This is a genomic window from Curtobacterium sp. NPDC086286 (assembly GCF_044746255.1).
Lineage (GTDB): Bacteria > Actinomycetota > Actinomycetes > Actinomycetales > Microbacteriaceae > Curtobacterium.
This window is the reverse complement of the sequence record NZ_JBIVBW010000008.1, coordinates 55,813-81,536: the sequence shown is the minus strand read 5'-3', so window position 1 is coordinate 81,536 and position 25,724 is coordinate 55,813. Positions and strand designations below refer to the sequence as shown.

General features: G+C 71.7%; 19 protein-coding genes. 3 read left to right on the top strand and 16 right to left on the bottom strand.

What is annotated here, in order from left to right:
- Positions 1 to 2: 2 nt before the first annotated feature.
- Positions 3 to 1,145 (bottom strand): ABC transporter substrate-binding protein, encoded by a 1,143-nt coding sequence (locus ACIPKM_RS15035; protein WP_071294751.1) that lies wholly within the window; start codon positions 1,143 to 1,145, stop codon positions 3 to 5.
- Positions 1,146 to 1,364: 219 nt separating this feature from the next.
- On the opposite strand from ACIPKM_RS15035, the gene ACIPKM_RS15030 reads away from it, so the two are divergent.
- A complete protein-coding gene (locus ACIPKM_RS15030; protein ID WP_071294752.1) occupies positions 1,365 to 1,811 on the top strand; it encodes a YdeI/OmpD-associated family protein in 447 nt (148 codons plus the stop codon).
- 94 nt (positions 1,812 to 1,905) lie between these two features.
- Here ACIPKM_RS15030 and ACIPKM_RS15025 read toward each other — a convergent pair whose 3' ends face one another.
- The 8 genes from ACIPKM_RS15025 to ACIPKM_RS14990 form a co-directional block, all read right to left on the bottom strand.
- Positions 1,906 to 5,019, bottom strand: coding sequence for a glycoside hydrolase family 38 C-terminal domain-containing protein (locus ACIPKM_RS15025; protein WP_071294753.1), 3,114 nt, complete (start codon positions 5,017 to 5,019; stop codon positions 1,906 to 1,908).
- 31 nt (positions 5,020 to 5,050) lie between these two features.
- Positions 5,051 to 5,881, bottom strand: a complete 831-nt coding sequence (locus tag ACIPKM_RS15020) for a carbohydrate ABC transporter permease (protein ID WP_175475703.1) — start codon at positions 5,879 to 5,881, stop codon at positions 5,051 to 5,053.
- A 68-nt stretch (positions 5,882 to 5,949) separates the two neighbouring features.
- Positions 5,950 to 6,900 (bottom strand): carbohydrate ABC transporter permease, encoded by a 951-nt coding sequence (locus tag ACIPKM_RS15015; RefSeq protein WP_083403189.1) that lies wholly within the window; start codon positions 6,898 to 6,900, stop codon positions 5,950 to 5,952.
- A 110-nt stretch (positions 6,901 to 7,010) separates the two neighbouring features.
- On the bottom strand, positions 7,011 to 8,369 hold the full coding sequence (locus ACIPKM_RS15010) for an extracellular solute-binding protein (RefSeq protein ID WP_071294754.1): 1,359 nt from the start codon (positions 8,367 to 8,369) through the stop codon (positions 7,011 to 7,013).
- Positions 8,370 to 8,490: 121 nt separating this feature from the next.
- Positions 8,491 to 9,330, bottom strand: coding sequence for a PhzF family phenazine biosynthesis protein (locus ACIPKM_RS15005; RefSeq protein WP_071294755.1), 840 nt, complete (start codon positions 9,328 to 9,330; stop codon positions 8,491 to 8,493).
- A 119-nt stretch (positions 9,331 to 9,449) separates the two neighbouring features.
- Positions 9,450 to 11,858 (bottom strand): lamin tail domain-containing protein, encoded by a 2,409-nt coding sequence (locus ACIPKM_RS15000; RefSeq protein ID WP_071294756.1) that lies wholly within the window; start codon positions 11,856 to 11,858, stop codon positions 9,450 to 9,452.
- 189 nt (positions 11,859 to 12,047) lie between these two features.
- Entirely contained in the window at positions 12,048 to 13,292 is a 1,245-nt protein-coding gene (locus tag ACIPKM_RS14995; protein WP_070417759.1) for an ROK family transcriptional regulator, read from the bottom strand.
- 20 nt (positions 13,293 to 13,312) lie between these two features.
- Positions 13,313 to 15,352, bottom strand: a complete 2,040-nt coding sequence (locus ACIPKM_RS14990; RefSeq protein ID WP_071294757.1) for an acyltransferase family protein — start codon at positions 15,350 to 15,352, stop codon at positions 13,313 to 13,315.
- A gap of 76 nt (positions 15,353 to 15,428) precedes the next feature.
- Here ACIPKM_RS14990 and ACIPKM_RS14985 point away from each other — a divergent pair, with 76 nt between their 5' ends.
- Both ACIPKM_RS14985 and ACIPKM_RS14980 read left to right on the top strand, forming a co-directional pair.
- Positions 15,429 to 15,887 (top strand): GNAT family N-acetyltransferase, encoded by a 459-nt coding sequence (locus tag ACIPKM_RS14985; protein WP_070417757.1) that lies wholly within the window; start codon positions 15,429 to 15,431, stop codon positions 15,885 to 15,887.
- Positions 15,884 to 16,219, top strand: coding sequence for an MGMT family protein (locus ACIPKM_RS14980; RefSeq protein ID WP_071294759.1), 336 nt, complete (start codon positions 15,884 to 15,886; stop codon positions 16,217 to 16,219). The genes ACIPKM_RS14985 and ACIPKM_RS14980 overlap by 4 nt, the downstream gene beginning before the upstream one ends.
- 9 nt (positions 16,220 to 16,228) lie before the next feature.
- On the opposite strand, the gene ACIPKM_RS14975 is transcribed toward ACIPKM_RS14980, so the two are convergent.
- The 7 genes from ACIPKM_RS14975 to ACIPKM_RS14945 form a co-directional block, all read right to left on the bottom strand.
- Positions 16,229 to 16,654 carry a DUF805 domain-containing protein gene (locus ACIPKM_RS14975; protein ID WP_071294760.1) on the bottom strand — a complete coding sequence of 142 codons (426 nt, stop codon included), beginning with the start codon at positions 16,652 to 16,654 and terminating at the stop codon, positions 16,229 to 16,231.
- Positions 16,655 to 16,774: 120 nt separating this feature from the next.
- Entirely contained in the window at positions 16,775 to 18,583 is a 1,809-nt protein-coding gene (locus tag ACIPKM_RS14970; protein WP_071294800.1) for an ABC transporter ATP-binding protein, read from the bottom strand.
- 110 nt (positions 18,584 to 18,693) lie between these two features.
- Positions 18,694 to 20,517 (bottom strand): ABC transporter ATP-binding protein, encoded by a 1,824-nt coding sequence (locus ACIPKM_RS14965; RefSeq protein WP_071294761.1) that lies wholly within the window; start codon positions 20,515 to 20,517, stop codon positions 18,694 to 18,696.
- Positions 20,518 to 20,873: 356 nt separating this feature from the next.
- Entirely contained in the window at positions 20,874 to 21,080 is a 207-nt protein-coding gene (locus ACIPKM_RS14960; protein WP_139199214.1) for a hypothetical protein, read from the bottom strand.
- Positions 21,081 to 21,222: 142 nt separating this feature from the next.
- Positions 21,223 to 22,857 (bottom strand): bifunctional phosphoribosylaminoimidazolecarboxamide formyltransferase/IMP cyclohydrolase, encoded by a 1,635-nt coding sequence (gene purH / locus ACIPKM_RS14955; protein WP_071294762.1) that lies wholly within the window; start codon positions 22,855 to 22,857, stop codon positions 21,223 to 21,225.
- On the bottom strand, positions 22,854 to 23,447 hold the full coding sequence (purN, locus tag ACIPKM_RS14950; RefSeq protein ID WP_070417751.1) for a phosphoribosylglycinamide formyltransferase: 594 nt from the start codon (positions 23,445 to 23,447) through the stop codon (positions 22,854 to 22,856). Before purN ends, purH begins: the two co-directional genes overlap by 4 nt.
- A 23-nt stretch (positions 23,448 to 23,470) precedes the next feature.
- The gene (locus ACIPKM_RS14945) at positions 23,471 to 25,672 is read right to left on the bottom strand and encodes a DUF6350 family protein (RefSeq protein WP_402737028.1); all 2,202 of its coding nucleotides are present in this window, start codon (positions 25,670 to 25,672) and stop codon (positions 23,471 to 23,473) included.
- Positions 25,673 to 25,724: the final 52 nt, after the last annotated feature.

Below are 25,724 nucleotides of genomic sequence, written 5' to 3'. Positions count from 1 at the left end.
GCTCAGGAGCCCATCGTCGAGGCCCACTTCGCCGACAGCACCTTCGCCGCGGCGGTGACCTGCTCGTCGGTCAGCTCGACGTAGTCCTTCGGCGCGCCACCGGCGGCGTCGAGGGCGTCCTGGTCGACCTTGCCCGACTTCTCGAGCGCGGCGAGGGTGGACGGGAAGGCGCCGGCCTGGAGGTACAGGTTCTGCACGTCCGGGCTGGCGATGTACTCCTGCCAGAGGCGCGCCGCCGCGGGGTGCGGGGCGTCCTTGTTGATCGCCTGCGAGTAGTACGAGCCGAGCGCCTGGCCCTCGGGGACGACGGTCTTCCAGTTCTTGTTCCCGCTCGCGCCGGCCGCCGGGCCCCACGCCAGGTTGTTGTAGGACCACTGGATCACGACGGGCGTCTCACCCGAGGCGACGGTCGCCTGCGACGGCAGCACGTTCTGGAAGTTGCCCGCCTGCTTCAGCTTGCCGAAGTAGTCGACGCCCTTCGTGATGTCGTCGGCCGAACCGCCGTTCTCGAGCGCCGCGAGGTACACCGCCGAAGCGGCCTGGTTCGCCTGGGTCGGGTCGCCCGCGATCGAGACCTTGCCCTTGTACTCGGAGCCGAGCAGGTCGTCCAGGTCCTTCGGGGCGTCCGTGATCTTCGACGAGTCGTAGCCGATCGACATCAGGCCCGTGTAGTCGCGGGTCCAGGCGCCGTCGGAGTCCTTCAGGTCCGAGGGGATGTCGCTCCAGTTCGCGACCTTGTAGTCCGTCAGCAGGTCGAGGTTCTGCTGCAGCACGGCGTTGCCGAGGTCGAGCACGTCCGGTGCCGTCGACTGGCCCTTCTGCGACTTCACCGCGGCGACCTCGTCGGCGCTCGAGCCGTTCGGGTTCGCGGAGGTGATCTTGATGCCGTACTTCTTGGTGAAGCCGTCGATGATCTTGCCGTAGTTGGCCCACGACGGCGGCAGCGCGATGACGTTGAGCTGCCCCTCCGCCTTGGCGGCCTTCACGAGGGCGTCCATGCCACCGGCGGACTCGGCGCTCGTGGCGGTCTTCCAGTCGGTGTCGTCCTTGGTCGTGCTGGCGGAGCTCGTGGCCGAACAGCCGGCGAGGGTGACGATGGCGGCGGCGGCCAGGGCGATGCCGGCGAGGGTGCGCTTGTGCTGCACGGGGTGTGCCTTTCGGGTGCTGTGGTGCGTCGGGGTGGACCGGGGTCCGGGTCCTGGACGATCGTGGACGCGTCCGGTTTCCGGCCAGTGCTGCGGCGGTGAACGGCGGCGGAACAGCGGGTTCGCCTGTACGGTTTCGCTTGTCGGCACAGGCGCCGGCACCGGCGTCGGCCCGCATCGGGCCGGCCGGGTCAGCACGGTCCAGTCCAGGAGGCACGGATGCAGTTCACGACGACCGTCCTGCAGGCGCGGAAGACGGCCACCGGCCTGCCGGTCCCGTCCGACGTCGTCGACGCGCTGGGCGCGGGGCGCCGCCCGCCCGTGGTCGTCACCCTGAACGGCGCCTACACGTACCGGTCGTCGATCGGCGTGATGAACGAGCAGTCGCTCGTCCCGCTGTCGGCGGAGCACCGTGCCGCCTCCGGGCTCGCGGCCGGCGACACCGTCGAGGTCACGATCGAGGTCGACACGCTGCCCCGCGTCGTCGACCTGCCGGAGGACCTCGCATCGGCGCTGCAGGAGGCCGGGGTCCGTGCGGCCTTCGACACGCTGTCGAACTCGCGGCAGCGGGCCCTCGCCGACCCGGTCGTGCAGGCGAAGTCCCCGGAGACCCGGCAGCGCCGCATCGACAAGGCCGTCGAGTCCCTGCGCTCCTCGACGCACTGAGGCGACCCGCGCCTCCCGGACGCAGCACGGCGCCGGACGGAACGCACCCGTGTCCCGTCCGGCGCCGCGGTCCTTCGCGCGCGAGCCCGCTGCCTCAGGCCCGACGCACCCGGAGGGTCACGATCTCGAAGGGCCGGAGCGTGAGCACGACCGGCTCCCCCGACTCCCACGAGTCCCCCAGCGGGCGTTCCAGCAGGTCCACCGCCGCCACCCCGGCGACGTCGAACCCGAAGTCGACGCCGACGTCGGCCGCGCGACCGCCCGACGCCTCGTAGAGCCGCACGACGACGTCGCCGGAGCGGTCCTCGGCGAGCTTCACCGCCTCGACGAACACCTGCGGCGACGACACCGTGACGAGCGGGTCGACCGTGGTCGTCCCCTCCACCGTGCGCACCGGAAGGTTGAGCCGGTACCCGGCATCGGCGGCGTCGAGCACCGAGGCGCCCACCCGCAGCACCGTCCGGAACACGTGGTGCCCCTGGTCGGCGTGCGGGTCCGGGAACGTCGGGGCCCGCAGCAGCGACTCCCGGACGAGCGTCGTGGTGCCGCCGTCGGCCCGGGTGCTCCGGGTGATGTCGTGTCCGTAGGTGGAGTCGTTGGCGACGGCGACGCCGAACCCGGGCTCGGCGACGTGCACCCAGCGGTGGGCGCTGGTCTCGAAGCGGGCCATGTCCCACGAGGTGTTCTGGTGGGTCGGCCGGTCGATGTGGCCGAACTGGATCTCGCTCGACGCCGACGCCGCGCGGACGTCGAGGGGGAACGCGAGCTTGAGGAGCTTCTGGCGCTCGTGCCAGTCGACCTCGGTCACGATCGTCAGCTCGGACTGGCCGGCGACGGCGGAGTACCGAGTCGTCAGGGTCGAGGACCCGAAGGACCGCGACACGACGAGTTCGTCGCCGGACACCTCGACCGAGGACGCCTCCAGCACCGTGCCGCTGCGCTGGTAGGCGCGGTCGATGTCCCACGCCTCCCACTGGTTCGGGGTGTCGCGGAACACGGTGTACTCCGCGGCGGCCGCACCCGGGGCGACGGCGTCGCGTCCGGACGCGTGATCGACGAGCGACACGACGTGACCGGCCGCGTCGATGGTCGCCGTGACGACGCCGGTGTCGAACACGAAGCGGTCGCCGTTCCGGACGGGAGGCACGGCTCGCGGTTCGTCGCCCAGCGAACCACCCAGGGCGGTTGCGTCTCCCGCCGCGACCGGCGAGGCGTTGAAGCGCACGACGTTCCCGGTCGAGCCGCTGCCGCCGGCGGCGTCCGCCCCCGACGGTGCGTCCAGCAGGGCGCTGCCACCGCCGGACCGGGCGGTGGACGACGCCCCGACCCCGGCGAGCGCCGCGGCACCGCCGTTCGCGAGCGCCGTCGTGGCGTTGCCGATCAGGCCCTCGAGCACCCGGGCGACCTCGGCGTAGTTCGCCTCGGCGTTCTCGTAGACCCAGGCGATCGAGGAGCCGGGCAGGATGTCGTGGAACTGCTGCAGGAGCACGGTGTGCCAGGCCTGCTCGAGCTCCTCGTACGGGTAGTCGAGCCCGAGTCGGACGGCAGCGGTGGACGCCCAGAGCTCGGCCTCGCGGAGCAGGTGCTCGGAGCGACGGTTGCCCTGCTTCGTCCGGATCTGGGACGTGTACGTGCCGCGGTGGAACTCGAGGTACATCTCGCCCGACCACACCGCCGGCGTCGGCAGTGCGGCCTCGATCTCCTCGAAGACCTGCGCCGGGGTGCCGAGGTCGACCCGGGGAGACCCGTCCAGGTCGTGCTGGCGTCGGGCAGCGGCGACCATCTCGCGGGTGGGTCCGCCGCCGCCGTCGCCGAAGCCGTAGAGCAGCATCGAGGTGTTCGCGACGCCGCGCTCCTTGTTCTGCCGTTCGCCGCGGTGCAGGTCGGCGGGTGAGACGTCCGAGTTGTAGGTGTCCGCCGGGGGCAGGTGCGTGAGGACCCGGGAGCCGTCGATGCCCTCCCAGTGGAACGAGGTGTGCGGGATGACGTTCGTCTCGTTCCACGAGGGCTTCTGCGTGACGAACCACTTCGAGCCGGCGGCGCGGACGATCTGCGGCAGGGCTCCGGAGTACCCGAACGAGTCCGGGAGCCACGCCTCGGGGGTGTCGATGCCGAACTCCTCGAGGAAGAACCGCTTGCCGGCGACGAACTGCCGCGCGAGGGCCTCGCCGCCGGGGAGGTTCGTGTCCGACTCGACCCACATGCCGCCGACCGGGATCCACCGGCCCTCGGCGACCCGTTGCTTGATGCGGGCCCAGATGGACGGGTAGCCGTCCCGGATCCAGGCGTACTGCTGCGCCGAGGAGCAGGCGAACGTGAAGTCGGGGTCGCGGTCCATCAGGTCGAGCACGTTCGAGAAGGTGCGGGCGCACTTCCGGACGGTCTCGCGCACCGGCCAGAGCCACGCCGAGTCGATGTGCGCGTGGCCGACGGCGATCGCCCGGTGCGCGGCGGCGCTGGCCGGCACGGCGAGGACGGGCGCGAGGACCGCTCGTGCGTCGGCGGCCGTCCCGGCGACGTCGTCCGGGTCGAGGGCGTCGGCGGCGCGCTCGAGCACGCGCAGGACGTCCGCGCCGCGGGTGCCGTCGGTGGGCAGCTCGGCCATCAGGCCCCGGAGGACCCAGAAGTCCTGCTGGAGCTCCCACACGGTGTCGTCCCGCTCGACGATCTCGAGCGCCTTCACCTTGTAGATCGGCTTCGTCCCGGCCGTCGAGCGCGACCCGAGCGGGGTCGCCCCCTGGAACGAGTCGCCGCCGATGTCCGGGTTCGCCGCGGCCTCGACGTAGAGCTCGAAGGACTCACCGGGACCGACCTCGAGCGGGACGGTGTCGTTCTTCGGCTCGATGCCCTTGACCGTCGTGCCGTCCGGTCGCCACGCGAGCCCCTCGGCCTGGAACCCGGGGTGGCGCTTCGTGAAGCCGAGGTCGACCCGGAGCTCCGCCGTGGTGCCCGGCGCCGTCCCGAAGTCCTCGGGCACGGTGCCGCGGATCCGGAACCACGTGGTCCCCCACGGTCGGCCGCCCCAGGAGCCGCCCACCGTGAACGGCTCGTAGTCGGCCGCGACCGCGACGTCGAACGGGACCGGTTCGTCCGGCACGGTCCAGGCGGCGATCTCCACCGGTGCGGACCGGCGCAGGACGGCGGGGTCGATGCGGTCCCGGACGAGCCGGGCGATACGGGCTTCGACGAGGGGTTCGTCGTGGTGCATGGAGGTGGTTCCTTTCCAGCAGGGACGGGTGTCAGCCCTTGATGCCACCGGCGAGGGCGTTGCCGCCGCCGAGGCCCCGGGACACGAGCACGTAGAGGGCGATGACGGGCACGGAGTAGATGATCGAGAAGGCCGCGAGCTGCCCGTACGCCACCGCCCCGTACTGCCCGAAGAAGTTGAAGATGCTCACCGCGGCGGGCACCTTGTCGGGCGAGAGCAGCAGGACGAAGGGGACGAAGAAGTTCCCCCACGCCTGGATGAACACGAAGATGAACACCACGGCGATGCCCGGGCGCATGAGCGGGATCACGATGCGCGTCAGCGTCGTCATCATCGAGGCGCCGTCGGTCCACGCCGCTTCCTCGAGGGAGATCGGCACCGAGTCCATGAAGTTCTTCGCCATCCAGATCGCCATCGGCAGCGAGGTGGCGGCGAGGAAGAAGATGCAGCCCCACACGTTGTCGATGAGGTTGAGCGACACGAACAACGCGTAGACCGGCACCATCATGGCGGTGATCGGCAGGCCGGTGCCGAACAGGATCCCGTACAGGAAGGGCTTGTTGACGCGCATCTTGTAGCGGGACAGCGGGTACGCGGCGAGCAGTGCGAACACCACGGTGACGAGCGCCGTGCCGCCGGAGATGAGCAGGCTGTTCGCGAGCGGGATGAACGACAGCTCCGGCGTGAGGACCTTCGTGAAGTTGTCGAGCGTGAACTGCGACGGCACCTTCACCGACAGGGACGCGTCGGGGTCGACCGAGGCGAGCACGAGCCAGAGCAACGGCACCGCGAAGCACACCGCGATGACGAGCAGCACGATGTTCGACACCCAGCGCATGGTCCGACCCCGCGGGGAGGTCATGTGCAGCGAGCCCGGGGCGGTCACCGAACGGGTGGTGGTCTGGTCGAGGGACGGGGCTGTGATGGCCATCAGTCCACCTCCGGCTTCAGTGCCTTGATGTAGATGATCGAGAACACCGCGCCGACCACGAGCAGGATCGTGGCGATCGCCGTCCCGAAGCCGAGCTGCGAGAACTTGAACGCCTCTTGGTAGGCGAGGATCGGCAGCGTGGACGAGTCCGTCCCGGGGCCGCCGGCGGTCATCACGTAGATGAGGGTGAACACCGACAGGGTCTGCAGCGTCGTCAGCATGAGGTTCGTCGAGATCGACCGACGGATGACCGGCAGGGTGATGTAGACGAGGCGCTGCCACCCGGTGGCGCCGTCGACCTCGGCGGACTCGGTGATCTCCTCGGGGACCTCCTGCACGGCGGCGGAGTACACGAGCATCGAGAACGCGGTGCCGCGCCAGATGTTCGCGAGGATGACGGCGAGCATCGGGTACGTGTAGAGCCAGTTCGGCCCGGTGATGCCGATCGACGCGAGGAACTCGTTGAGCGTCCCCTTGTCGTTGAAGAACGCGTAGGCCGCGAACGACGCCACGATCTCGGGCAGCACCCACGCGGCGACGACGAACGTGCCGACGACGGCGCGGACGACCTTGTGGGCACTGCGCATGAGGAGCGCCAGCGCGAGGCCGAGCACGTTCTGCCCGACCACGGCCGAGGCGAGCAGGAAGACGATGGTGAGGATGACGGACTTCGGGAAGTCCGGGTCCTGGAACAGCTCGACGTAGTTCTTCAGGCCGACGAACTGCTGGTCGGCGGCGCCGACCCCGGTCAGCGCCGAGTTGGTGAACGACCCGTAGAACGACGAGATGACCGGGCCGAGCAGGAAGATGACGAGCAGGACGACGGCGGGGAGGAGCGGGACCGCTCGTCCCACGTTCCGCAGCGGCTTCCGCTTGCGCGGGACCGGCGGATCGGTGCGCTTCGGCGCACCGGGCGCCGACAACGTCGGCGCGAGGGGGGTGCTGGACACAGTGGTTGCCTTCCGGGTGCGGAGGGGGTTCCGAAGGTGGGTGGGGTCGGACTGGAGGCGCGGCGCACGACGCGAGCCGCGCCTCCAGTCCGTCAGGTGGTGCCGTCCCGTCAGCCGGAGACGATGTTGTCCTTGCCGACCACCTGTTCGACGGACTTGTCGTACGCGGCGGCCGCCTGCTTCGGTGTCTGCTGCCCGGTCATGACCGACTCCATCGCCACCTGGATGGCATTGGACACCTGGGAGTACTCACTCGTCGCCGGGCGGAAGTTCGTGTGCTCCACGAGCCCGGAGAAGAACTTGAACGTCGGGTTGGACGCGTCGTACGTCGGGTCCTCGGCGACGTCCTTGCGGACGGCGATCTGGCTGTTCTCGATGTCGTACTTCAGCGAGCCCTTCTGGTTGAGGAAGGTCGAGATGAAGTCGAACGCGGCCTGCGGGTTCTTCGAGTTCTTGCCGACCGCGAGGGTCCAGCCACCGGACATCGAGTTGTAGCCCGGCTCCTGGCCGTTCTGCGTCGGCATCGGCGCCTGGCCCATCACGTCCGACCACTCGGGCCACGGCGCGGTGCCGGACTTCAGCCACGTCCCCGACTGCCACGACCCGTCGAGGTCGATCGCGAGCTGGCCCTTGGGGAGCCACGTCTGCGCGATCGTCGTGCCGACCTGGCTGTCGAGTGCCTGCTGCGGTGTCGGGCCGAGGCCGCCCTGGTAGACGTCCTTGATGAACTGCAGCGAGTCCTCGAACTGCTTCGAGCCGGTGACCCACTTCTTGTCCTTGTAGAGCGTGTTGCCGGAGCCGTCCGCGCCGTACAGGAGCATCTCGAAGCCCTGCATCGTCGACGCCTCGCCCTGGGGCTTGCCGGAGTAGACGTTGAACGGGATGACGCCCGGGTCCTTCTCCTTGATGGTCTTCGCGGCCGCGAGGACGTCGTCCCAGGTCTTCGGCTGCCACGGGACGGGCAGGCCGACCTTCTTGAAGATGTCCTTGTTGTACCAGAGGGCCCGGGTGTCGGTGCCCATCGGGATGCCGTAGGTCTTGCCGTCGACGCCTTCACCGGCCTGCTTGGCGTTGTCGTAGAACTGGCTCCAGTCCTTCCACTTCGCCGTGTACTTGTCGAGCGGCAGGAGGTAGCCGGCCTGTGCGTCGGCCTTGATGAGGAAGGTGTCCTCGTACATGACGTCCGGCGCGGTCGCCGGCGCCTTGTTCATGAGCGCGAGCTTCGTGTAGTAGTCGTTCTCCTGCGCCTGGATCGGCACGAGTTCGACCTTCTTGCCCGGGTTCTCCTTCTCGTACTCCTTCTTGACGACCTTCATCTGGGCGTCGAGCTGCTGGAAGGCACCGAACTTCTGGTACGCGATCTTGATGGTGTCGCTCGAGGCAGAGCCTGAGCTGGAACAACCAGCCAGACCGACCGCGGCGACTGCCACGGCTGCGAGTCCGGCGATGATTCGGGTGCGGCGTTTCATCGGTGCTCCTTTGCACGGGATGTTCGCGGGCTCCGTCACCCGCGCGCAGGATTACTCCACCGTATTGACTTATCCGTGTCAAGAGCTGTGGCGTGTCGATTCGGTCACGCTCCCGGACGGCTCAGACCGGAGTGGCACCGCCCGTGACCGTGATGCCGCCGGTCGCCGGGACGTCGACGAGCAGCACGCTCGGCCGTCCGACGTGGCGTCCCTGCCGGATCACCACGCGGTCGCCGGGCTGCACGGCCCCGATCTCGCGCAGGTACGCGCCGGTCGACGCCGCCGCCGAACCGGTCGCCGGGTCCTCGGTGATCCGGCCGGCCGGGAAGAGGTTGCGCGCCTCGTACTCCAGCGCGTCGGTGCGGTGCAGGACCGTGACCGTCCCCGCCCAGCCGGCCTCGCGCTTGAGGGCCGCGAGGGGCTCCGGGGCGAAGCGGAACTGGTGGAACAACTCGACGTCGGCGAGGACGATCACCGGGTGCCAGTTGCCGGCGAAGGACTCGAGCACCGGGAAGCCCGCCGCGACGTCGTCGACCGTCAGGCCGAGCAGGGCGAACAGGCGGTCGCGGAGGTCGGGGTCGAGCGGCCGGGACGCCGGCTGGACGCTCGTCATCGCGACCTGCACGCTGCCGTCCGGAGCGGTCGTGGCGTCGAGGGCGATCTCCCCCGCGGCGGTCGTGAAGACCCGGCGCCCGAGGCCCTCGCGCTCGGCGAGCACCACCGCCGTGGCGATCGTGGCGTGGCCGCAGAACGGCACCTCGGCCGCCGGCGAGAAGTACCGCAGGCGCGGGCCCGTGGCGGTCTGCCCGGTGACGAAGGCGGTCTCGGGGTACCCGACCTCCTGCGCGATCGCGAGCATCTCGTCGTCGGAGAGGTCGGCCGCGTCGAGCACGATGCCGGCGGGGTTGCCGCCGCCCGGCTCGGCGGCGAAGGCGGTGTACCGGAGGATCTCGTTGTGCACCCTGCGACCGTACCGCCGCGGGCGCGTGGGCCTCGCGGGCGCCGCGGCCCGCGGGCGCGCGTTCGTGAGCAGGAATGGTCGGGTCCGCATCACGAACCCGACCATTCCTGCTCACCGGATCACTCCGAGGCGGGGATCCCCCGGCGCCGACGGACCACGAGCACGCCCGCACCGGCGGCCAGGAGCAGGAACGCCGCCACGGCGCCGACCCCGAGCCCCTCGGCACCCGTGAACGCCAGCGCACCGGTCACGGGGTCGATCGTGATCGTGGTCCAGCCCAGCACCGTGCCGTCCTCGGCGGTCACCACGATGCGGTGTTCGCCTGCGGGGGCGTCGGCCGGGATGGTCGCCGTGACCGTGCCGTCCGCCGCGACCGTGGCGGTCCCGAGCAGCGTCGGCGTGGAGAACATCCAGACGTGCACCTGCTGCCCGGCGTACCGGGTGCCGACGGCGATCGTGATCGTCTCGCCGGGGCGCGCCGTGGCCGGGGCGGTGAGCGTGCCGCGGTTCCCCTCGGTCAGGGACGACTCGGACGGTGCGACGGGCGCAGCCGAGGGCGAGGCGCCCGCTCCGGGGGTGGAGCCACCCGGCGCGGTGTCACCCGGGGCGGGCGTCGACCCGCCACCCGGCGTCGGCGTCGGCGTCGGCGTCGGCGTCGGCGTCGTGCCACCGTCGCCCGGCGTCCCGCCGTCGCCCGGCGTCGACGAGTCGCACGGGTAGGTGCCCGTCCGGAGCGAGAACCCGTCCGTGTCGTTGTCGTCGGCGTAGAAGGTCGCCCGCGAGCCACCCGTGCAGACACCCGAGATCGCGAAGCCCTCGTTCGCCAGCGTCCGGTCGACGTTCGACGGCGCCTCGTACACGGTCGTCGCCGCGAAGGCTCCGTCGGCCACCTCGTACAGCGCCGTCCGGCCCGAGCACGCGTCGTCGCAGACCACCCAGAGCGCGTCGAGCGTCGGGTCGAACTGGACGTCCGCGACGACGGAGAACGGCGTCGCGATCGTGGCCACCCGCTGGAAGGCACCGTCGGACATCAGGGCGTACGCGTACACGCTGGCCGTGCCCTCGACGCCGACGAAGAACAGCCCGTCGCCGTGTCCGGTGTAGGTCGCCGGCGTGTACGCGGCGCCGGTGTGCTCGTCCGCGAAGCCGTGCGCGGTGAGCCAGGAGTCCGGGACCCAGGTGACGCCCTCGAGGCCCGCGTTCGCGCCGAGCCCGGGGAAGTCCGCCGAGAGGTTCCACTCGTCGGTGGCGTCCAGCGTCGACTGGGAGCCGTCGGAGGTGGCGAAGCGCAGCACGGCCGGGCGGCTCGTGGAGGACACGTCGTTGTTCCGCTCGGTCGAGACGTAGACCGCGCCGGGGTCGTCCGACGTGACGGTGACGCCCTCGGCATCCGGGGTGCCGGAGCCGTCGGCGTAGTGCAGTTCCGTACCGGCCGCGTTCGAGGGCGCCCATCCGCCCTCGCCGTCGGACACGAGGTGGTAGAGCAGCCCGTCGCCGTTCTGCACGGCCCAGAGCTGCCCGGCAGCCGAAGCCGACGTCGTCCAGTCGATGCCGCTCAGGTCACCGGTGAAGGTGTCCTCGTCGTCGAGCACCCGCTCGTCCGGACCGCCGGGCCAGGCCTCGGCGGTGACGATCCCGGCGAACCGGTTCGCGGTGCCCTTGGTCGGCGCCGAGGTCTCCGCGAACGCGCCGGTGCCGTCCGGGTTCCGGCCGTACGTCGTCGCGGCGTGCGCGGTCCACGTGTACGAGTCGACGACGTCGCCACGAGGATCGAACACCCGCGCCGAGTCCGCCTTGCCCAGCCCGACCCCGAAGTCCTGCTCGTCGAGGACGGTGAAGCCACCCGGTGCGACGGTCGTCCCGGTCGGGATCGTGTACGCGTGCGTGTCGTCGCTGTCCCGGAACACGTACCCGCCGAGGTCGACCGTGGTCGTCCCGACGTTCGTCAGCTCGACCCAGTCGCCCGGGCTCCCACCGTCGGACTCCACCTCGTTGATGCGCACCGGCGAGGAGCAGTCGTTCGCCGCACCCTTGGTCGACGCCGTGGTGTCCACGAGCGCGCCGGTCCCGTCCGGGCAGCGCCCGTACGTCACCGCGGCGTGCGCCGTCCACGAGTACCGCAGCACGAGGTCGCCGGCCGGGTCGTACACCCTGGCGGTGTCGGCGCCGCCGAGCCCGAAGTCGAAGCCGGGAGCGGTCGCCGACACCTGGTCGATGACGAAGTACCCGCCGGCGGCGATGGTCGAACCGGCGGGCAGGACGTACGCCTCGTGCGAGCTGTCGTCGTCGAGGAACGCGTACCCGGACAGGTCGATCGCCGCCGACGAGGTGTTCCGCAGTTCGACCCAGTCGGTGTCGTCGCCGTTCGACTCGACCTCGTTCACGACGAGTCCGTTCGGGCTCGCGGCGCCCACGGACGGGTCGTCGTCACCGACGGCAGCGGAGGCGGGCGACGTCGTCAGCACGCCGGCGGCGACGACGAGGGCGGCGGCGACGGACGCGCCGAGGCGCAGAGCACGGGGATGCATGCAGAGTCCTTCTCAGGAGTTCGGGGGGGACCTGCACGACTGTTCAGCATCCGGGCATCCGGCCGGTGGCGGCGAGGTGAACGACAGGTGTCGCGCGCGACACGGGGAACGGCACCGTGTGCCGGACGGGAGGCGCGGGTCGGGCCTGCACCGCGCCTCCCGTCACGGGCTGGTCGCGACCGACCCCCGTCAGCGACGGATGAGGAGGGTGCTCGCCCGCGGCGACAGCGCCGCGTCGAGGACGAGGCAGGCCGCGCCGACCGCGGCCACGTCCGCTCCGCGACCGCTCTCGGTCACGACGACGGGGTGCTTCGGCACGAGCAGCGGCGAACCGACGATCGCCTCGCGCGCAGCGGGCAGGGCCGCGCTCGCGATCCGCGACCAGAACGGGCCGCCGAACACCACGCGGTCGATGTCGAGCAGGTTCACGATGAGGACGACGGCGTTGCCCATCACGGTCCCCGCCTCGGCCGCGAGCCCCACGGCGACCGGGTCCTCGGCGTCGATCGCCGCGCCGAGTGCGTCCCAGGCGCGGTCGACCGCCGCGACGTCCGCGGGTGCGCCGCCGAGCGCGAGCCCCCGGGCCTGCGCGATGTGCACCAGGCGGTCCGGTGCCACCGCCGCGCCGACCTCGCCCCGCGTGCCCTCGCCGTCCGGCGTCCCGGCGAGCGAGCCCTGGTCGACCATGATGTGCCCGGCGTCGCCGGCGTTCGACCCGACCCCGCGGACGGGCTCGTGGTCGACGGCGAGGCCCACGCCGAAGCCCGTGCCGAAGTACACGAAGGCGAAGTTCCGCGCGGAGGACTCCCCGGCGAGGAACATCTCCCCCACCACGGCCGCCGTGACGTCCTTCTCGAGGAGCACCGGGTACCCGGTCGCCTCGGCGAGCGCGTCGCGCAGGGGGACGTCGCGCCACCGCGGCAGGAAGGGCGGGTCGAGCACCACGCCGGCGTCGACGTCGATGGGTCCGGGGCTGGCGATGCCGACCCCGAGCACGGCCTCGACGTCGACGCGGGCGCCCGAGACGAGCTCGTCGATCGCGGTCGCGATGGTCCGGACGACCTCGGACGGGTCGTCCGCGGTCGGGGTCGACGTGGTGCTCGACGCGACCACGGTGCCCGCCAGGTCGAGCAGCACGTACGTCACGACGGCCGGGTCCACGTGCACCCCGACGGCGTAGCGGCTGCCGGCCTCGAGTCGCAGGATCGTGCGGGGCTTGCCGCGACCGGACACGACCGTGCCGGACTCGGCGATCATCCCCGCCTCGATGAGGAACCGCGTGACGTTCGACACGGTCTGCGCGCTGAGGCCCGTACGGGAGGCGAGCTCGACGCGGCTCAGGCCGTCCGGCGAGCGGCGCACGGCGTCGAGCACCACCGTCCGGTTGAACCCGCCGATCGACGGGAGGTTCGCCCCGCGTCGATGCTCTGCCATGCCGCGACCATACCGCGCTGTCACCTCTCGGCGAGTACCGCTTCGCGGAGGACCACGGCGAGACGCTCGGAGAACTCGCGCGTGATGTGTTGGCCGTCCTTCCGGATCAGGACGTCGTCCGCGAGGACCGGGCAGCGGCCGTCGACGCAGTACCAGCCGCTCGAATCGACGAAGTCCACGCCCGCCCGGGACTCGGCGACTCGACGCTCGGCAGCGGCTCCGAGCTGGTACGCGTCCGACAGTTCCGAGGTGCACGCGTCCGGGCCGTTCAGCCGCAACGCCGCACACTGCGACGGGTCCCCGCCCTGCGGCACCGCGGCGACGAAGACGACCCGGGCACCCGAGCCGGCGACGGCGTCGACGAACCGACCGGCGGCGGCTTCCCACTCGCGCGCAGCTTCGGGCAGACTCGGGCGCCCGACGAGCTGCGCGACCCCGTCGTACCCGTGGGTGACGACCACGATGTCCGGCGTCGTCTCGTTGATCTCGTCGATGGCCGCGGCTCGTTGCTCATTGCACCGCCTGCGATCGTCGTCTGACTTCCCGCGCACGGCGATGTCGAGCATCGGACAGCCGCTGGCGGTCAACCCGCGCACGATCGAGTCATGTCCGAAGGCCCCGACAGCCGCGGGCATCAGGGCGACCCCCACGGAGCTCCCCACGACCGTGACCTGTCGGACGGGATCATCCGCCGCGAAGCGACACGACCCGGGATCGCCGATGACAGTCCGGTCGCACGCCTCGTACCCTTGCGGCGGCCCCGGCACCAGTTCGTCCAGCGCCGGGGTGAGTCCGACCGGCCACCGTTCCGACCGGAGACCATTCCCGAGCGCGGCACCGAGGGACCGCGGGGTCCAGGGTTCGGCGACCGCGCTGGCCACCCCGTCGCCGACCCGCTCGGTCTGCGGGGTCGGGGCTGCCGTGAGCGTACCCGTCCCGAACGCCACCACCGCGAACGACGCGACCGAGGCGACGACGCGGACGGTCGCACAGGGTCGGCGTCCGACCCGCATCGCCGGGAGTTCCACCCAGCGGCGCGACAGTCCGCCGAGGACGAGCCCGACGAGGACGGCCGCGCTCCCGGCGACCGCTCGCTGCTCAGGGAAGACGTACGCCGCCGCGACGATCGCCGGGAAGTGCCAGAGGTAGATCGAGTAGGACGCTCCGCCGACCCACTGCACCGGGCGCCACCGGAGGACAGGGAGCGGAGGAAGCCCCTGCCCGGAGACGAGCACCACGATCGTTCCCACGACCGCCAGGACCGCGTCGGGGACCGGGACGGCATCCGCACCAGGGGCGGTGAGGGCGGCGACCCCGATGATCCCGAGCCCGGACAGGACGCCGCCGACGCGGATGCAGGCCGGCACGCGCTGCGTCCGCGCACCGACTGGGACCGAGAGTGCTCCGAGGGCGGCTCCGGCGGCCAGTTCCCAGAGACGCGATCCCGTGTCGAAGTACGAGGCTGCTGGCGCGGTCGTCCCCGCCGACGCGGCCCAGGCCACGGACGCGACGAGCACGAGCACCGAGGCCGCGACGGCGATGCGTCGCACCGAGACGGCGTCGGGTCGACGGAGCGATCGCCAGAGGACCGCCACGAGCAGCGGGAACACGACGTAGAACTGGAGCTCGACACTGAGCGACCAGAAGTGCTGGAGGGGGGACGTCGAGGACGCCGACGCCCAGTAGTCAGCGTCACGGCCGAGGAACACCCAGTTCACGATGCCGAGCGCGGCCGCTCCCGAATCGCGCAGGACGGACGCGGCGAGCGGCTGGCGGAGCGCGACCACAGCGCCGATCGCCACGACGGCGAGGGTCAGCACCGCTGCCGGGAACAGCCGCCAGAAACGGCGGCGGAGGAAGCCGCCGAGTGCGAAGCGTCCGGTTCGCACTCGTTCGGACACCATCGATCGCGCGAGCAGGTACCCGGAGAGCGCGAAGAACACGTCGACGCCGACCCACCCGCCGATCGGGACGCCGAACGCGTGGACGCAGACGACGAGCAGGACGGCGACTGCCCGCAACGCGGTGAGGTCGTGGCGGATCCGTCGATCGAAGGTCATGATGTTGACATATTACATGTCATGCGTTGGGATCGGTATTGGCCCCCACACGGGTCGCACGGCTACCCTGAGCGGCATGACGGACCTCCGCCTCGAAGAACTCTCCGCGTCGACCGCTGCGGCGGCGAACTCCCTGACGCTCAAGCCCGGGCAGGAGCAGTTCGTGCAGCCGACGACCTACGGCGTCGCGGAGTCGGACGTGAAGCCGAGCTCGGCGTGGACGCGCGTGGTCCTCGACGGCGACGAGGTCGTCGGCATGATCATCGGCACCTTCGACGAGGACAACGCCGAGGAAGAACTGCGCAGCGCGATCTGGCGGGTCAACGTGTCCGCGACGGCACAGGGCCGGGGCGTCGGTCGCTTCGCGGTGCACGGCCTCGCCGACGAGGCCCGCAACCGTGGGCTCGAGCGCCTCACCGTCGTGTACGAACCCGGTGGCGACGACAGCCCCGAGGCGTTCTTCCGCGCCGTCGGGTTCGAGGTGGTGCGCGAGACCCAGTACGGCGACCACTTCGCGGTCCTGCAGTTGGTGTGACCGAGGCTTCCCCCGACGACTTCGGCGCAGCCGTCGCCGAGGTCGTCCGGCTCATCCCGGCAGGTCACGTGATGACCTACGGCGACGTGGCCGCGGCGCTCGGCTCCCGGGCGTCGCGTGCCGTCGGCAAGGTCATGGCGCACGAGGGCTCCGACCTGCCGTGGTGGCGCGTGGTGCGGTCCGGCGGTCTGCCCCCGGTGCACCACGAGGCCCGGGCGCACGAGCACTACCGCGCCGAGGGCACCCCGCTCGTGCAGGGGACGACGACCTGGAGGATCGACATGCGTCGGGCGCGCTGGTCACCGGCCACGGACGCGGACGACCCGTTCTGAGCGGCGCTATCACGCGTCGAAGCGTGTGCCCTTCGGGTTCGACGGCAGCAGGCACATGACGAAGAGCACGAGCGAGCCGATGCCGACCACCACGTGCAGGAACTGCCAGAAGCCGGAGAGGTTCGCGTCGTGCAGCCGTCGGGCGCCGAGGGCGAGGGACCCGATCAGCGTCGCCAACCCCCACAGCACGAACAGGTAGGAGCCGACCGGGTTCTCGAGCACCGGGGTGTCCGGCGTGAAGACCTGTGGCACGAGCTGCAGCACCAGGCCGATCGCGAGCGACGTGATCCACCACCACCAGAACTCGGAACGGGAGGCCCGCCCGGTGAACACGGTGTACTTCCGCCAGAACCGCCGGACGGCCTCGGTGAAGGGTGCCCCGTAGAAGGGGTCGCGCAGGGCCACGCCGCCGGGCTGCACGCTGTCGTCGCTCATGGGTCAACCCAACCACGTGGAACCACGAATCCGACGTGGAACCAGCGCGAGTGCGTGGTTCCACGTCGGATCCGTGGTTCGTCCGACAGTGCCGATCGACAGTGCCGATCGACGGTGCCGCTACACGAGCGAGTCCCGCCAGGCCGCGTGCAGCTGCGCGAACCGTCCGGTCCCGGCGATGAGGTCGTCCGGGGTGCCGTCCTCGACGATCCGGCCGTACTCCATCACGAGCACCCGGTGCGCGATCGCCACGGTCGACAGCCGGTGCGCGATGATCACCGCGGTCCGGTCGGCGAGCAGCGTCTCGAGCCCCTCCTGCACGAGTCGCTCCGACGGGATGTCGAGCGACGCCGTGGCCTCGTCGAGGATGAGCACCTTCGGGTCCGCGATGAACGCCCGGGCGAACGACAGGAGCTGCCGCTGCCCGGCCGACACCCGGCCACCGCGCTTGTTCACGTCGGTGTCGTACCCGTCGGGCAGCGCCATGATGAACTCGTGCGCGCCGACCGCCTTCGCCGCCGACTCGATCTCGGACCGTGACGCCCCCGGCTTGCCGAGCGCGATGTTGTCCGCGACGGTGCCGGAGAACAGGTACGCCTCCTGCGTGACCATGACGATCGCGCGGCGCATGTCCTTCGTGTCGAGGTCCCGCAGGTCCACGCCGTCGAGCTTCACCGAACCCTGCGACGGGTCGTAGAAGCGCGCCATGAGCTTGGCGAGCGTCGACTTGCCGGCACCGGTCGACCCGACGAGCGCGATCGTCTGCCCCGCCGGGATGTGCAGGTCGAACTCGGGCAGGACGACCTTGCCCTTGTTGTAGGCGAACACGACGTCGTCGAAGTCCATCCGCCCGGTGGCGTCCGGCAGCTTCACCGGCTTCGCGGGGTCCGGCACGCTCGGCCGCTCCTCGAGCACGCCCGAGATCTTCTCCATCGCGGCCGATGCCGACTGGTACCCGTTGTAGAACATCGCGAGTTCCTGGGCCGGGTCGAAGAAGCGCTTGGCGTACAGCGCGACCGCGAGCAGCGCGCCGACCTCGAGCGTCCCGCCGACGATCCGGAAGCCACCGACGACGACGACCGCGGCCAGCGTGACGTTGCCGATGAGCACGAGCACCGGGTCGAAGGTCCCGAACAGGTTGAACACCTTCGTGTTCGCCTGCCGGTAGTCCTCGACGTAGCCGCCGTACTCGTCGCGGTTGCGGGACTCCTTGCGGAACGCCTGCACCGCCCGGATGCCCGTCATCGTCTCGACGAAGTGCACGATCACGCGCGCCGAGGTGACACGGGTGGCGCGGAACAGCGTCTGCGAGTTGGACTGGAACCAGCGGATCAGGAACCACAGCGGCACGAGCGACACCGCGAGCACGAGCCCGGACGTCGGGTCGAGCGCCACGAGCGCGATGGCGGTGAACACCATGTACAGCACGCCCTGGATGAGCTGGTTCAGCCCGGAGTCGAGCAGCTCGCGGATCGAGTCGAGGTCACTCGTCTGGCGGGAGATGATCCGACCGGACGTGTAGGTCTCGTGGAACTCGAGCGAGAGCCGCTGCGTGTGCAGGAACACCCGCTTGCGCAGGTCGAACAGGATCGCCTGGCTGATCCGCGCCGCCAGCACCGTGTACCAGGCCGTGAGCACGGCACCGAGCACCGCCACGACGATGTACGTCGCGACGACGCCGAACGCCGGCACCCAGTCGTTCTGCTCCATCACCGCCGGCAGCGCGTTGTCGATGCCCCAGGCGATGAGCGCCGGACCCGCGACCGTGCCCGCGGTCGAGACCACGACCACGACGGCGAGGACGACGAGCCGGGCCTTGAGCGGCGCGGCGAGCGACCCGAGCAGGGCGAGGGAGCGGCGCCGCAGGCGCTTGCTCTCCGCCTTGGTGAAGTCCTCGCGCTCCTCGCCGCGCACGCCGAGCGTGGTGATCGACGCGGTGACGGGCGCGGCAGCCTGCGTGTCGGCGATGTCGTCGACGACGGGATCCGCGCCTCCTGGACCGGCCGACGTGTCGACCGGGAGGTTCTTCTCCTGCTGGCTCATGCCATCGCCTCCTCTCGTGCGGTGGCGTCGTCGTCGTCGAGCGACGAGATGACGTAGCGGTAGTGGTCGTTGTTCGCCATCAGCTCCGAGTGGGTGCCGACGGCCGTGACGACGCCGTTCTCCATGAGCGCCACCCGGTCGGCGAGCGTCACGGTCGACGGGCGGTGCGCCACGATGAGCGACGTGGTCTCGGCGAGGACGCGGCGGAGACCGGCCTCGACCCGCGCCTCGGTGTCGACGTCGAGCGCGGACAGCGGGTCGTCGAGGACGAGCACCGACGGCCGCGCCGCGATCGCACGGGCGAGCGCCAGGCGCTGCCGCTGCCCGCCGGAGAGGGACAGGCCCTCTTCGCCGACACGGGTGTCGACCCCGTCGGGCAGGTCGTCCACGAAGGACGCCTGGGCGATGTCGAGGGCCTCGCGCATGAGGGCCTCGGCCTCGTCGCCGGCCAGGTCCGGGCGACCGAGCAGCACGTTCTCGCGCACGGTCGTCGAGAACAGCGTGGCGTCCTCGAACGCGACACCGACGTGGCGACGCAGCTCCGCACGGGTCAGCGAGCGGATGTCGACGCCGTCGATCGTCACGGAGCCGCCCGTGACGTCGTACAGCCGTGGCACGAGCGACAGCAGCGTGGTCTTGCCGCAGCCGGTCAGCCCGACGAGCGCCATGGTCTCACCGGGTCGGAGCTGCAGGTCGACCCCGTTGATGAGGTCCGGGAACTGCGGCGGGGAGTCCTGGTACCGGAAGTGCACGCCGTTGAACGACAGCGCACCGTGCGGCTCCGTGATCGTCTCCGGGTGCTCGGGGTCCGTGATCGTGTTCTCCGAGTCCATGACCTCGAAGAAGCGGTCGACCGCGGTGCGCGTGTCGAACGTCATCGAGAGCAGGAAGCCGATCGACTCGATCGGGAACCGGAGCACCGTCGCCGTCGCGAAGAACGCGAACAGCTGCCCGACGGACAGTTCCCCCTGGCTCGCGAGCCAGATGCCGGCGAGCAGGCAGAGCGCGAACGCGACGTCGGGCACGAGCAGCAGCCACAGCCAGATGCCCGCGATCGCCTTCGCCTTCTCGATCTCGGTGCCGCGCAGCGCCTCGGCCTGCTCGCTGAACTCGTCGAGCTTGTAGCGACCGCGGCCGAACGCCTTGAGCACGCGGATGCCGTGCACCGACTGCTCGACGCTCGTGGCGAGGTCGCCGACCTGGTCCTGGCTGCGGCGCGCGACGACGGAGTACCGACGTTCGAACAGCAGGCCGTTGATCCACAGCGGGATCGACGCGACGAGGAACACCAGGCCGAGCAGCCACCCGAAGGTGAACAGCACGACGAAGCCGACGACGATCGTCACGATGTTGACCACCAGCAGCACGACGCCGAAGGCCAGCCACCGGCGGATCAGCGACAGGTCGGACACGGAACGGGACAGCAGCTGCCCGGACTCCCACCGGTCGTGGAACGCCACCGGCAGGTCCTGCAGCTTCGCGTAGAGCGCGTTCCGCATGCTCGTCTCGATGCGCGTCGACGGCCGCATGACCATCCGACGCCGGGACGCGATGAAGAACGCCTCGAGCACGCCGAGCGCGAGCACACCGAGGCCCGCGGGCCAGATCTGTGCGGAGTCCTTCGAGGACAGCGGGCCGTCGACGAGCCACTGCAGGACGTAGGGGATCGCGAGCGCGACCAGGGAGGCGCCCATGGCGGCGAACATGCCGCCGATGAGCCGGCCCTGGTAGGGCTTCACGTAGGGGTAGATCCGCGCGATCGCGCGGAAGGTCGAGGGGCGGTCGGTGGACGGGCGCGCCTGGTCTGGCGTCTTGGACATGGATTGCGTCCTCGTGCGTCGTGCCGAGACCCTCTGGATCGGCCGCTGCTGTCGCAGCCGTCGGTCTGGAGGCTCGGTGTCCGTTGCGTGGTGGTCGTCGGCCGAGCGGGTCGGTCGCGTCCCGGGCCGTGCCCACCCCGGTGGGGCGTGCTCGGTCCTCGTCGCGGTCGCCCGCCGCCGCGTCGCGCGCGGCGTCGGTTCGGTCGGAGTGCACCGGGAGACAGTCGTCCCCCGGGTTCAGGCGTGGGCTCGCGCTGGCCCGTGCTCGTCGTCGTCGCTGGTGTCGCGGCGGCTCGTCGCGTGCTCGTCGTCGTCGGGCGGTGCCGACGGCTCGTCGCTGGCTGTGGGAGGCAGCCCTACGCGGACAGCGGTGCCGTGACGGCGGGCGCACCCCGGTGGGGGTACGGCGCGACGGCCGCGTGTGCGGGACGCGGGCGGATGCCACGTGCCCCACCGAACGGTCGTGCGTCGGGAGCGGTCCCCACGAAGAGCACGAGACCCGCACGGGCAGCCGTCGCCACGGTTCCGGTCGTCGTGTTCATCGTCACTCCAGTCGTCGTCATCGTCACCGTTGTGTCCGCGGTGCCGCCGGCCGGTGTCTGTCGTGGACACTGGGGCCGTCGGCGTGCCTGTCGCGGAGCCTTACAGACTATTCACAGTCGAACGTGGTGCGCAAGCGTTTCCCGGAGTTGCCCGTTGTTCGACTCAGTGGAAGAAGTGCCGCTCGCCCGTGAAGTACATCGTCACGCCGGCAGCCGTGGCCGCGGCGATGACCTCGTCGTCGCGCACGCTCCCACCGGGCTGGGCGACCGCACGGACGCCCGCGTCGAGGAGCACCTGCAGCCCGTCCGCGAAGGGGAAGAAGGCATCGGAGGCCGCGACGCTGCCCGTGGCGCGCTCACCCGCACGGTTCACCGCGAGGTGGCACGAGTCGACCCGGTTCACCTGACCCATGCCGACGCCGACGCTCGCGCCCTGGTTCGCCAGGAGGATCGCGTTCGACTTCACCGCACGGCTCGCCTTCCACGCGAAGGCGAGGTCGGCCAGGGTCTGCTCGTCGGCCGGTTCGCCCGCGACGAGGGTCCACGTGGACTGGTCGAACGCGGTGAAGCGGTCGGCGTCCTGCACGAGGAACCCGCCGGAGATCTGCTTGACCTCACGCGGAGCGAGGGCGAAGTCGGTCGGCAGCGTGAGCAGGCGGATGTTCTTCTTCCGCGAGAGGATCTCGATCGCCTCGGGGTCGAAGGCCGGCGCGACGACGACCTCGGTGAAGATGTCGGCGACCGTCTCGGCCATCTGCTTCGTGACGGGTCGGTTGGCGGCGATGACCCCGCCGAACGCCGAGAGCGGGTCGCACGCGTGCGCAGCGGCGTGCGCCGCGGCGATCGGGTCGGCCGCGTCCGCCGGGGCGATCGCGATCCCGCACGGGTTGGCGTGCTTGATGATCGCGACGGCGGGCTCGGCGAAGTCGTAGGCCGCGCGGACGGCGGCATCGGCGTCGACGTAGTTGTTGTACGACATCTCCTTGCCGTGCAGCTGCGCCGCCTGGGCGATCCCGGTGCCACCGGCGCTCGTGTACAGCGCCGCGGCCTGGTGGGCGTTCTCGCCGTACCGGAGCGTCGCCGCGAGGTCGGCGTCCGCCGTCAGGTGCTCGTCGAACGACCCCGGCGTCTCGATGTCCCCGCTCGTGGTCGGTGCCGCGGCGTCCGCCACGACGTCGCTCGCGAAGTAGCCGGCGACCGCGGTGTCGTACGCGGCGGTGTGCGCGAAGGCCTGGGCGGCGAGGCGCTTCCGCAGCTCGAGCGTGGTCCCGCCGGCGCGGACGGCCTCGACCACCTCGGCGTAGGACGACGGCGACACGACGATCGCGACGTTCGGGTGGTTCTTCGCCGAGGCGCGGACCATGGCGGGGCCGCCGATGTCGACGTTCTCGACCACGGTCGCGGTGTCGGCACCCGAGGCCACCGTCTCGACGAACGGGTACAGGTTGACCACCACGAGCTCGAACGGCTCGATGCCGAGGTCGGCGAGCTGCTGCTCGTGCGACTCGAGTCGGAGGTCGGCGAGGAGCCCGGCGTGCACCGACGGGTGCAGCGTCTTCACCCGGCCGTCGAGCGACTCCGGGAAGCCCGTGACGCTCGACACGTCCGTGACGGCGTACCCGGCGTCGCGGATGGTCTGCGCCGTGGAACCGGTCGACACGATCTCGACACCGGCGTCGGCGAGCGCCCCGGCGAGCTCGAGCAGGCCGGACTTGTCGCTCACCGAGATGAGCGCCCGCCGCACGGGGACGAGGTCCCGGTCGCGGTACAGGCTGGGGTCGGCTGCGTGCACGCTCATGCGCTCGGGGTGCCCTTCAGGTCGGTGGTGCCGTTGGCGATGTCGAGGATGGTCTGGATGAGCAGGCGTCGCTCGACCGGCTTGATCCGGTCGTGCAGCGTCGACTCGGAGTCGCCGGGGAGCACGGGGACGCGCTCCTGGGCGAGGATCGGACCGCTGTCGACGCCGTCGTCGACCTGGATCACGCTCGCACCGGTCTGCTCCACGCCGGCGGCCAGGGCGTCCCGCACGCCGTGGGCGCCCGGGAACTCGGGCAGGTACGCGGGGTGCGTGTTGATCACCGCGGGGCCGAACTCGGAGACGACCGCCGGCGGCAGCAGCCGCATGAGGCCCGACAGCACGAGCAGGTCCGGCGACCACGGCCGGATCTGGGCGGCGAGCTCACGGCCCCACTCCTCGCGCGAGTCGAACCGCGAGAACGGCACCGTGAACGTCGGGATGGAGAACTCCTCGCCCAGACCGAGCCCCTCGGCGTCGCGGTCGGCACCGATGGCGACGACCCGGGCGGGGTACTCCGCGTCGAGGGTCGCCTCGAGCAGGGCCCGGAGGTTCGAGCCGGCACCGGAGATCAGGACGACCAGTTCGAGCACGGGACAACCCTACCGGGCTGCGGTCACCGGTCGTCCTTCGGCCGGCGCCACCACGGCAGCTCGTCCTCGGGGATCTGGTCCGTGGCGTCCCACCGCTGCTGTACGGTCGGCGCGGACGGCACCGAGCCGCCCTCGGCACGGGCCCGGTCCTCGTGCCGGTCGCCGTGACGGTCGTCGACGTCGTCGCGACCCGCGACGAACTCCTCGGTGCTCCAGGGGAACGCGGGCTGCGGCTCCGTCCCCGGCGCACGCGGCACGGCGGTGGCGGCCTCGTCCGGCTCGCGGTCGACGTCGGATCCCGTGACCCGGTCGCGCAGGTCGCCGGCGCGCTCGCGGACGCCGTCGGCCGCTCCGCGCAGGCGGTCGCGGATCGCGCCGACTCCCCCGCGGCCGGTGGCACGCGGTCGATCGGTGACGCGGTCGGCGGGCACCCGGTCGGCAGCGACGGCGACGGTGCGGGCCCAGTCCGGCAGTGCGACGTCAGCGTCCGGGTCGCGGCCCGGTGCGGGGTCGGGTGCCGTTCGGGAGGCGCGGCTCGACTCCGCCGGGCCGCCCGCCTCGGTCGCGGTGCGGGTCGGCTCGGTCCGCGCGCTGCGGTCAGCCCCGGTCCCCGGCCCGTTCCCGCCCTCGGTGCCGTTCCCCGACCCCCGCGGGCCACTGCCCGGGACGCGGCCCACGGTCGCATCGTCGCGGTCGTACCGCGTGGCGGCGACGCGTGCCCGATCGCCCTCTTCGGGTCCGCCGCGCCCCGGCAGGCCCCGGGCGTCGCCGCCGTGGGCACCGTCGGCGCGGCCGCCGTCGGCCTGGGCGTCGTCCGCGCGTGCGGCCTCGGCCGTGGTGCCGCCGTGCGTCTCCTCGACCACGAAGCGGTGCACGTCGGTGGTCCGACCGGCACCGGCGCGGTCGAGTGCGGCGAGCAGCGAGCCGTCGGCAGCGGCCTCGGTATCGGCGTCCGCAGGGCCGTCGTCCGTCTCGTGCCACTGTTCCCGGGCCCACCCGCGCTCGGGCATCCGGACGAGGTCGCTGCCGGCCGCGAGCGCCACCACGGCGGGCACACCGACTTCGAGGGCCGCGAAGGCCCCGACGACCAGCGCGTGCGGACCGACGTCGGCCAGGCGGCCCGGGCCGAACGACCCCGCCGAGAGCCACGCCACGAGCCCGGTCAGCACACCGGCGACGATGCCCGCCGCGACGCCGCCGAGCGCCCGGTGCAGGGCGGAGTTCGCACTGCCGAGGGCCTGCACGAGCCGGGGGCGCAGGAGGCCGCCGGCCGCGAACCCGGCCACGACCGGCACGAGGACCCAGACCAGGCCGAACGCGTGCCCGGACGCCGGGAGCGCGCCGAACACCGGCAGGCCGGGGATCGGCCCGAGCGTCGTGCCGATCGGCGACACGCTGGAACCGGTCCCGATCGCGAAGCCGGGCCCGACGAGCCACGACGTCGCCCAGCCGACGAAGTCCGGCAGGAACGCGAGCTGGCCGACCGTCAGGGCGATCCCGCCGACCACGCCGGCGTGCGACCGCTCGTACAGGGAGATGACCTCGGCGAAGGAGGCGAAGAGCAGGAAGGCGACGACGACCCCGGCGACGGCGACGACCGCAGCCGTCGCGGCGGTGCCGGCACGGAGGCCGAACGCCGCGATCGCACGCCAGGCGGTCGGGACACGGTCGAGCTGGTCGAGCACGCGCCCGGTGACCGGGTCGGCCGGGAGCCCCCGTCGCCGTCGGCACACCTCGCTCGTGACGAGTGCGGGGATCCCGAACCAGAGCGCCGGGAGGACGATCGCCTGCCAGAGCGTCGGCACGGTCGCCGCGGACCGGGACGACAGTGCGACGAGGAGCCCGAGGACGGCGACGACGCCGGTGCCGACGAGGAGCCCGGTCGTGCGGTGCTCGGTCTCGGCGAACCGGCGCCCGGCACGTCCGGCGAGCCAGGCGGTCACGAGGGCGAACCCGAGCGCCGCGAGCGTCACGTGGATCGGGTCGGTGGCGCCGCTCACGCCGGACGACCTCGCGAGCGCCGAGCCGAGCACGAACGACACGTCGACCCCGTGCCCGACGAGCCACACGCTCCCCGTGGCCTTCCAGAACACGTCCCAGTCGACCTGGAGTCCGTACTCGAAGCCCCACAGGAGCGTCAGCGGCACGAGGGCGATCCCGATGCCGACGCCGACCGTCACGACCGCCTCGATCGCGGCGAGCACTGCGGTTCCCAGGCGGTTCATCGCAGCGAGGATACGTGCTCCGCCGCGCAACCCGCGGCAGCCGCGCGGCTGC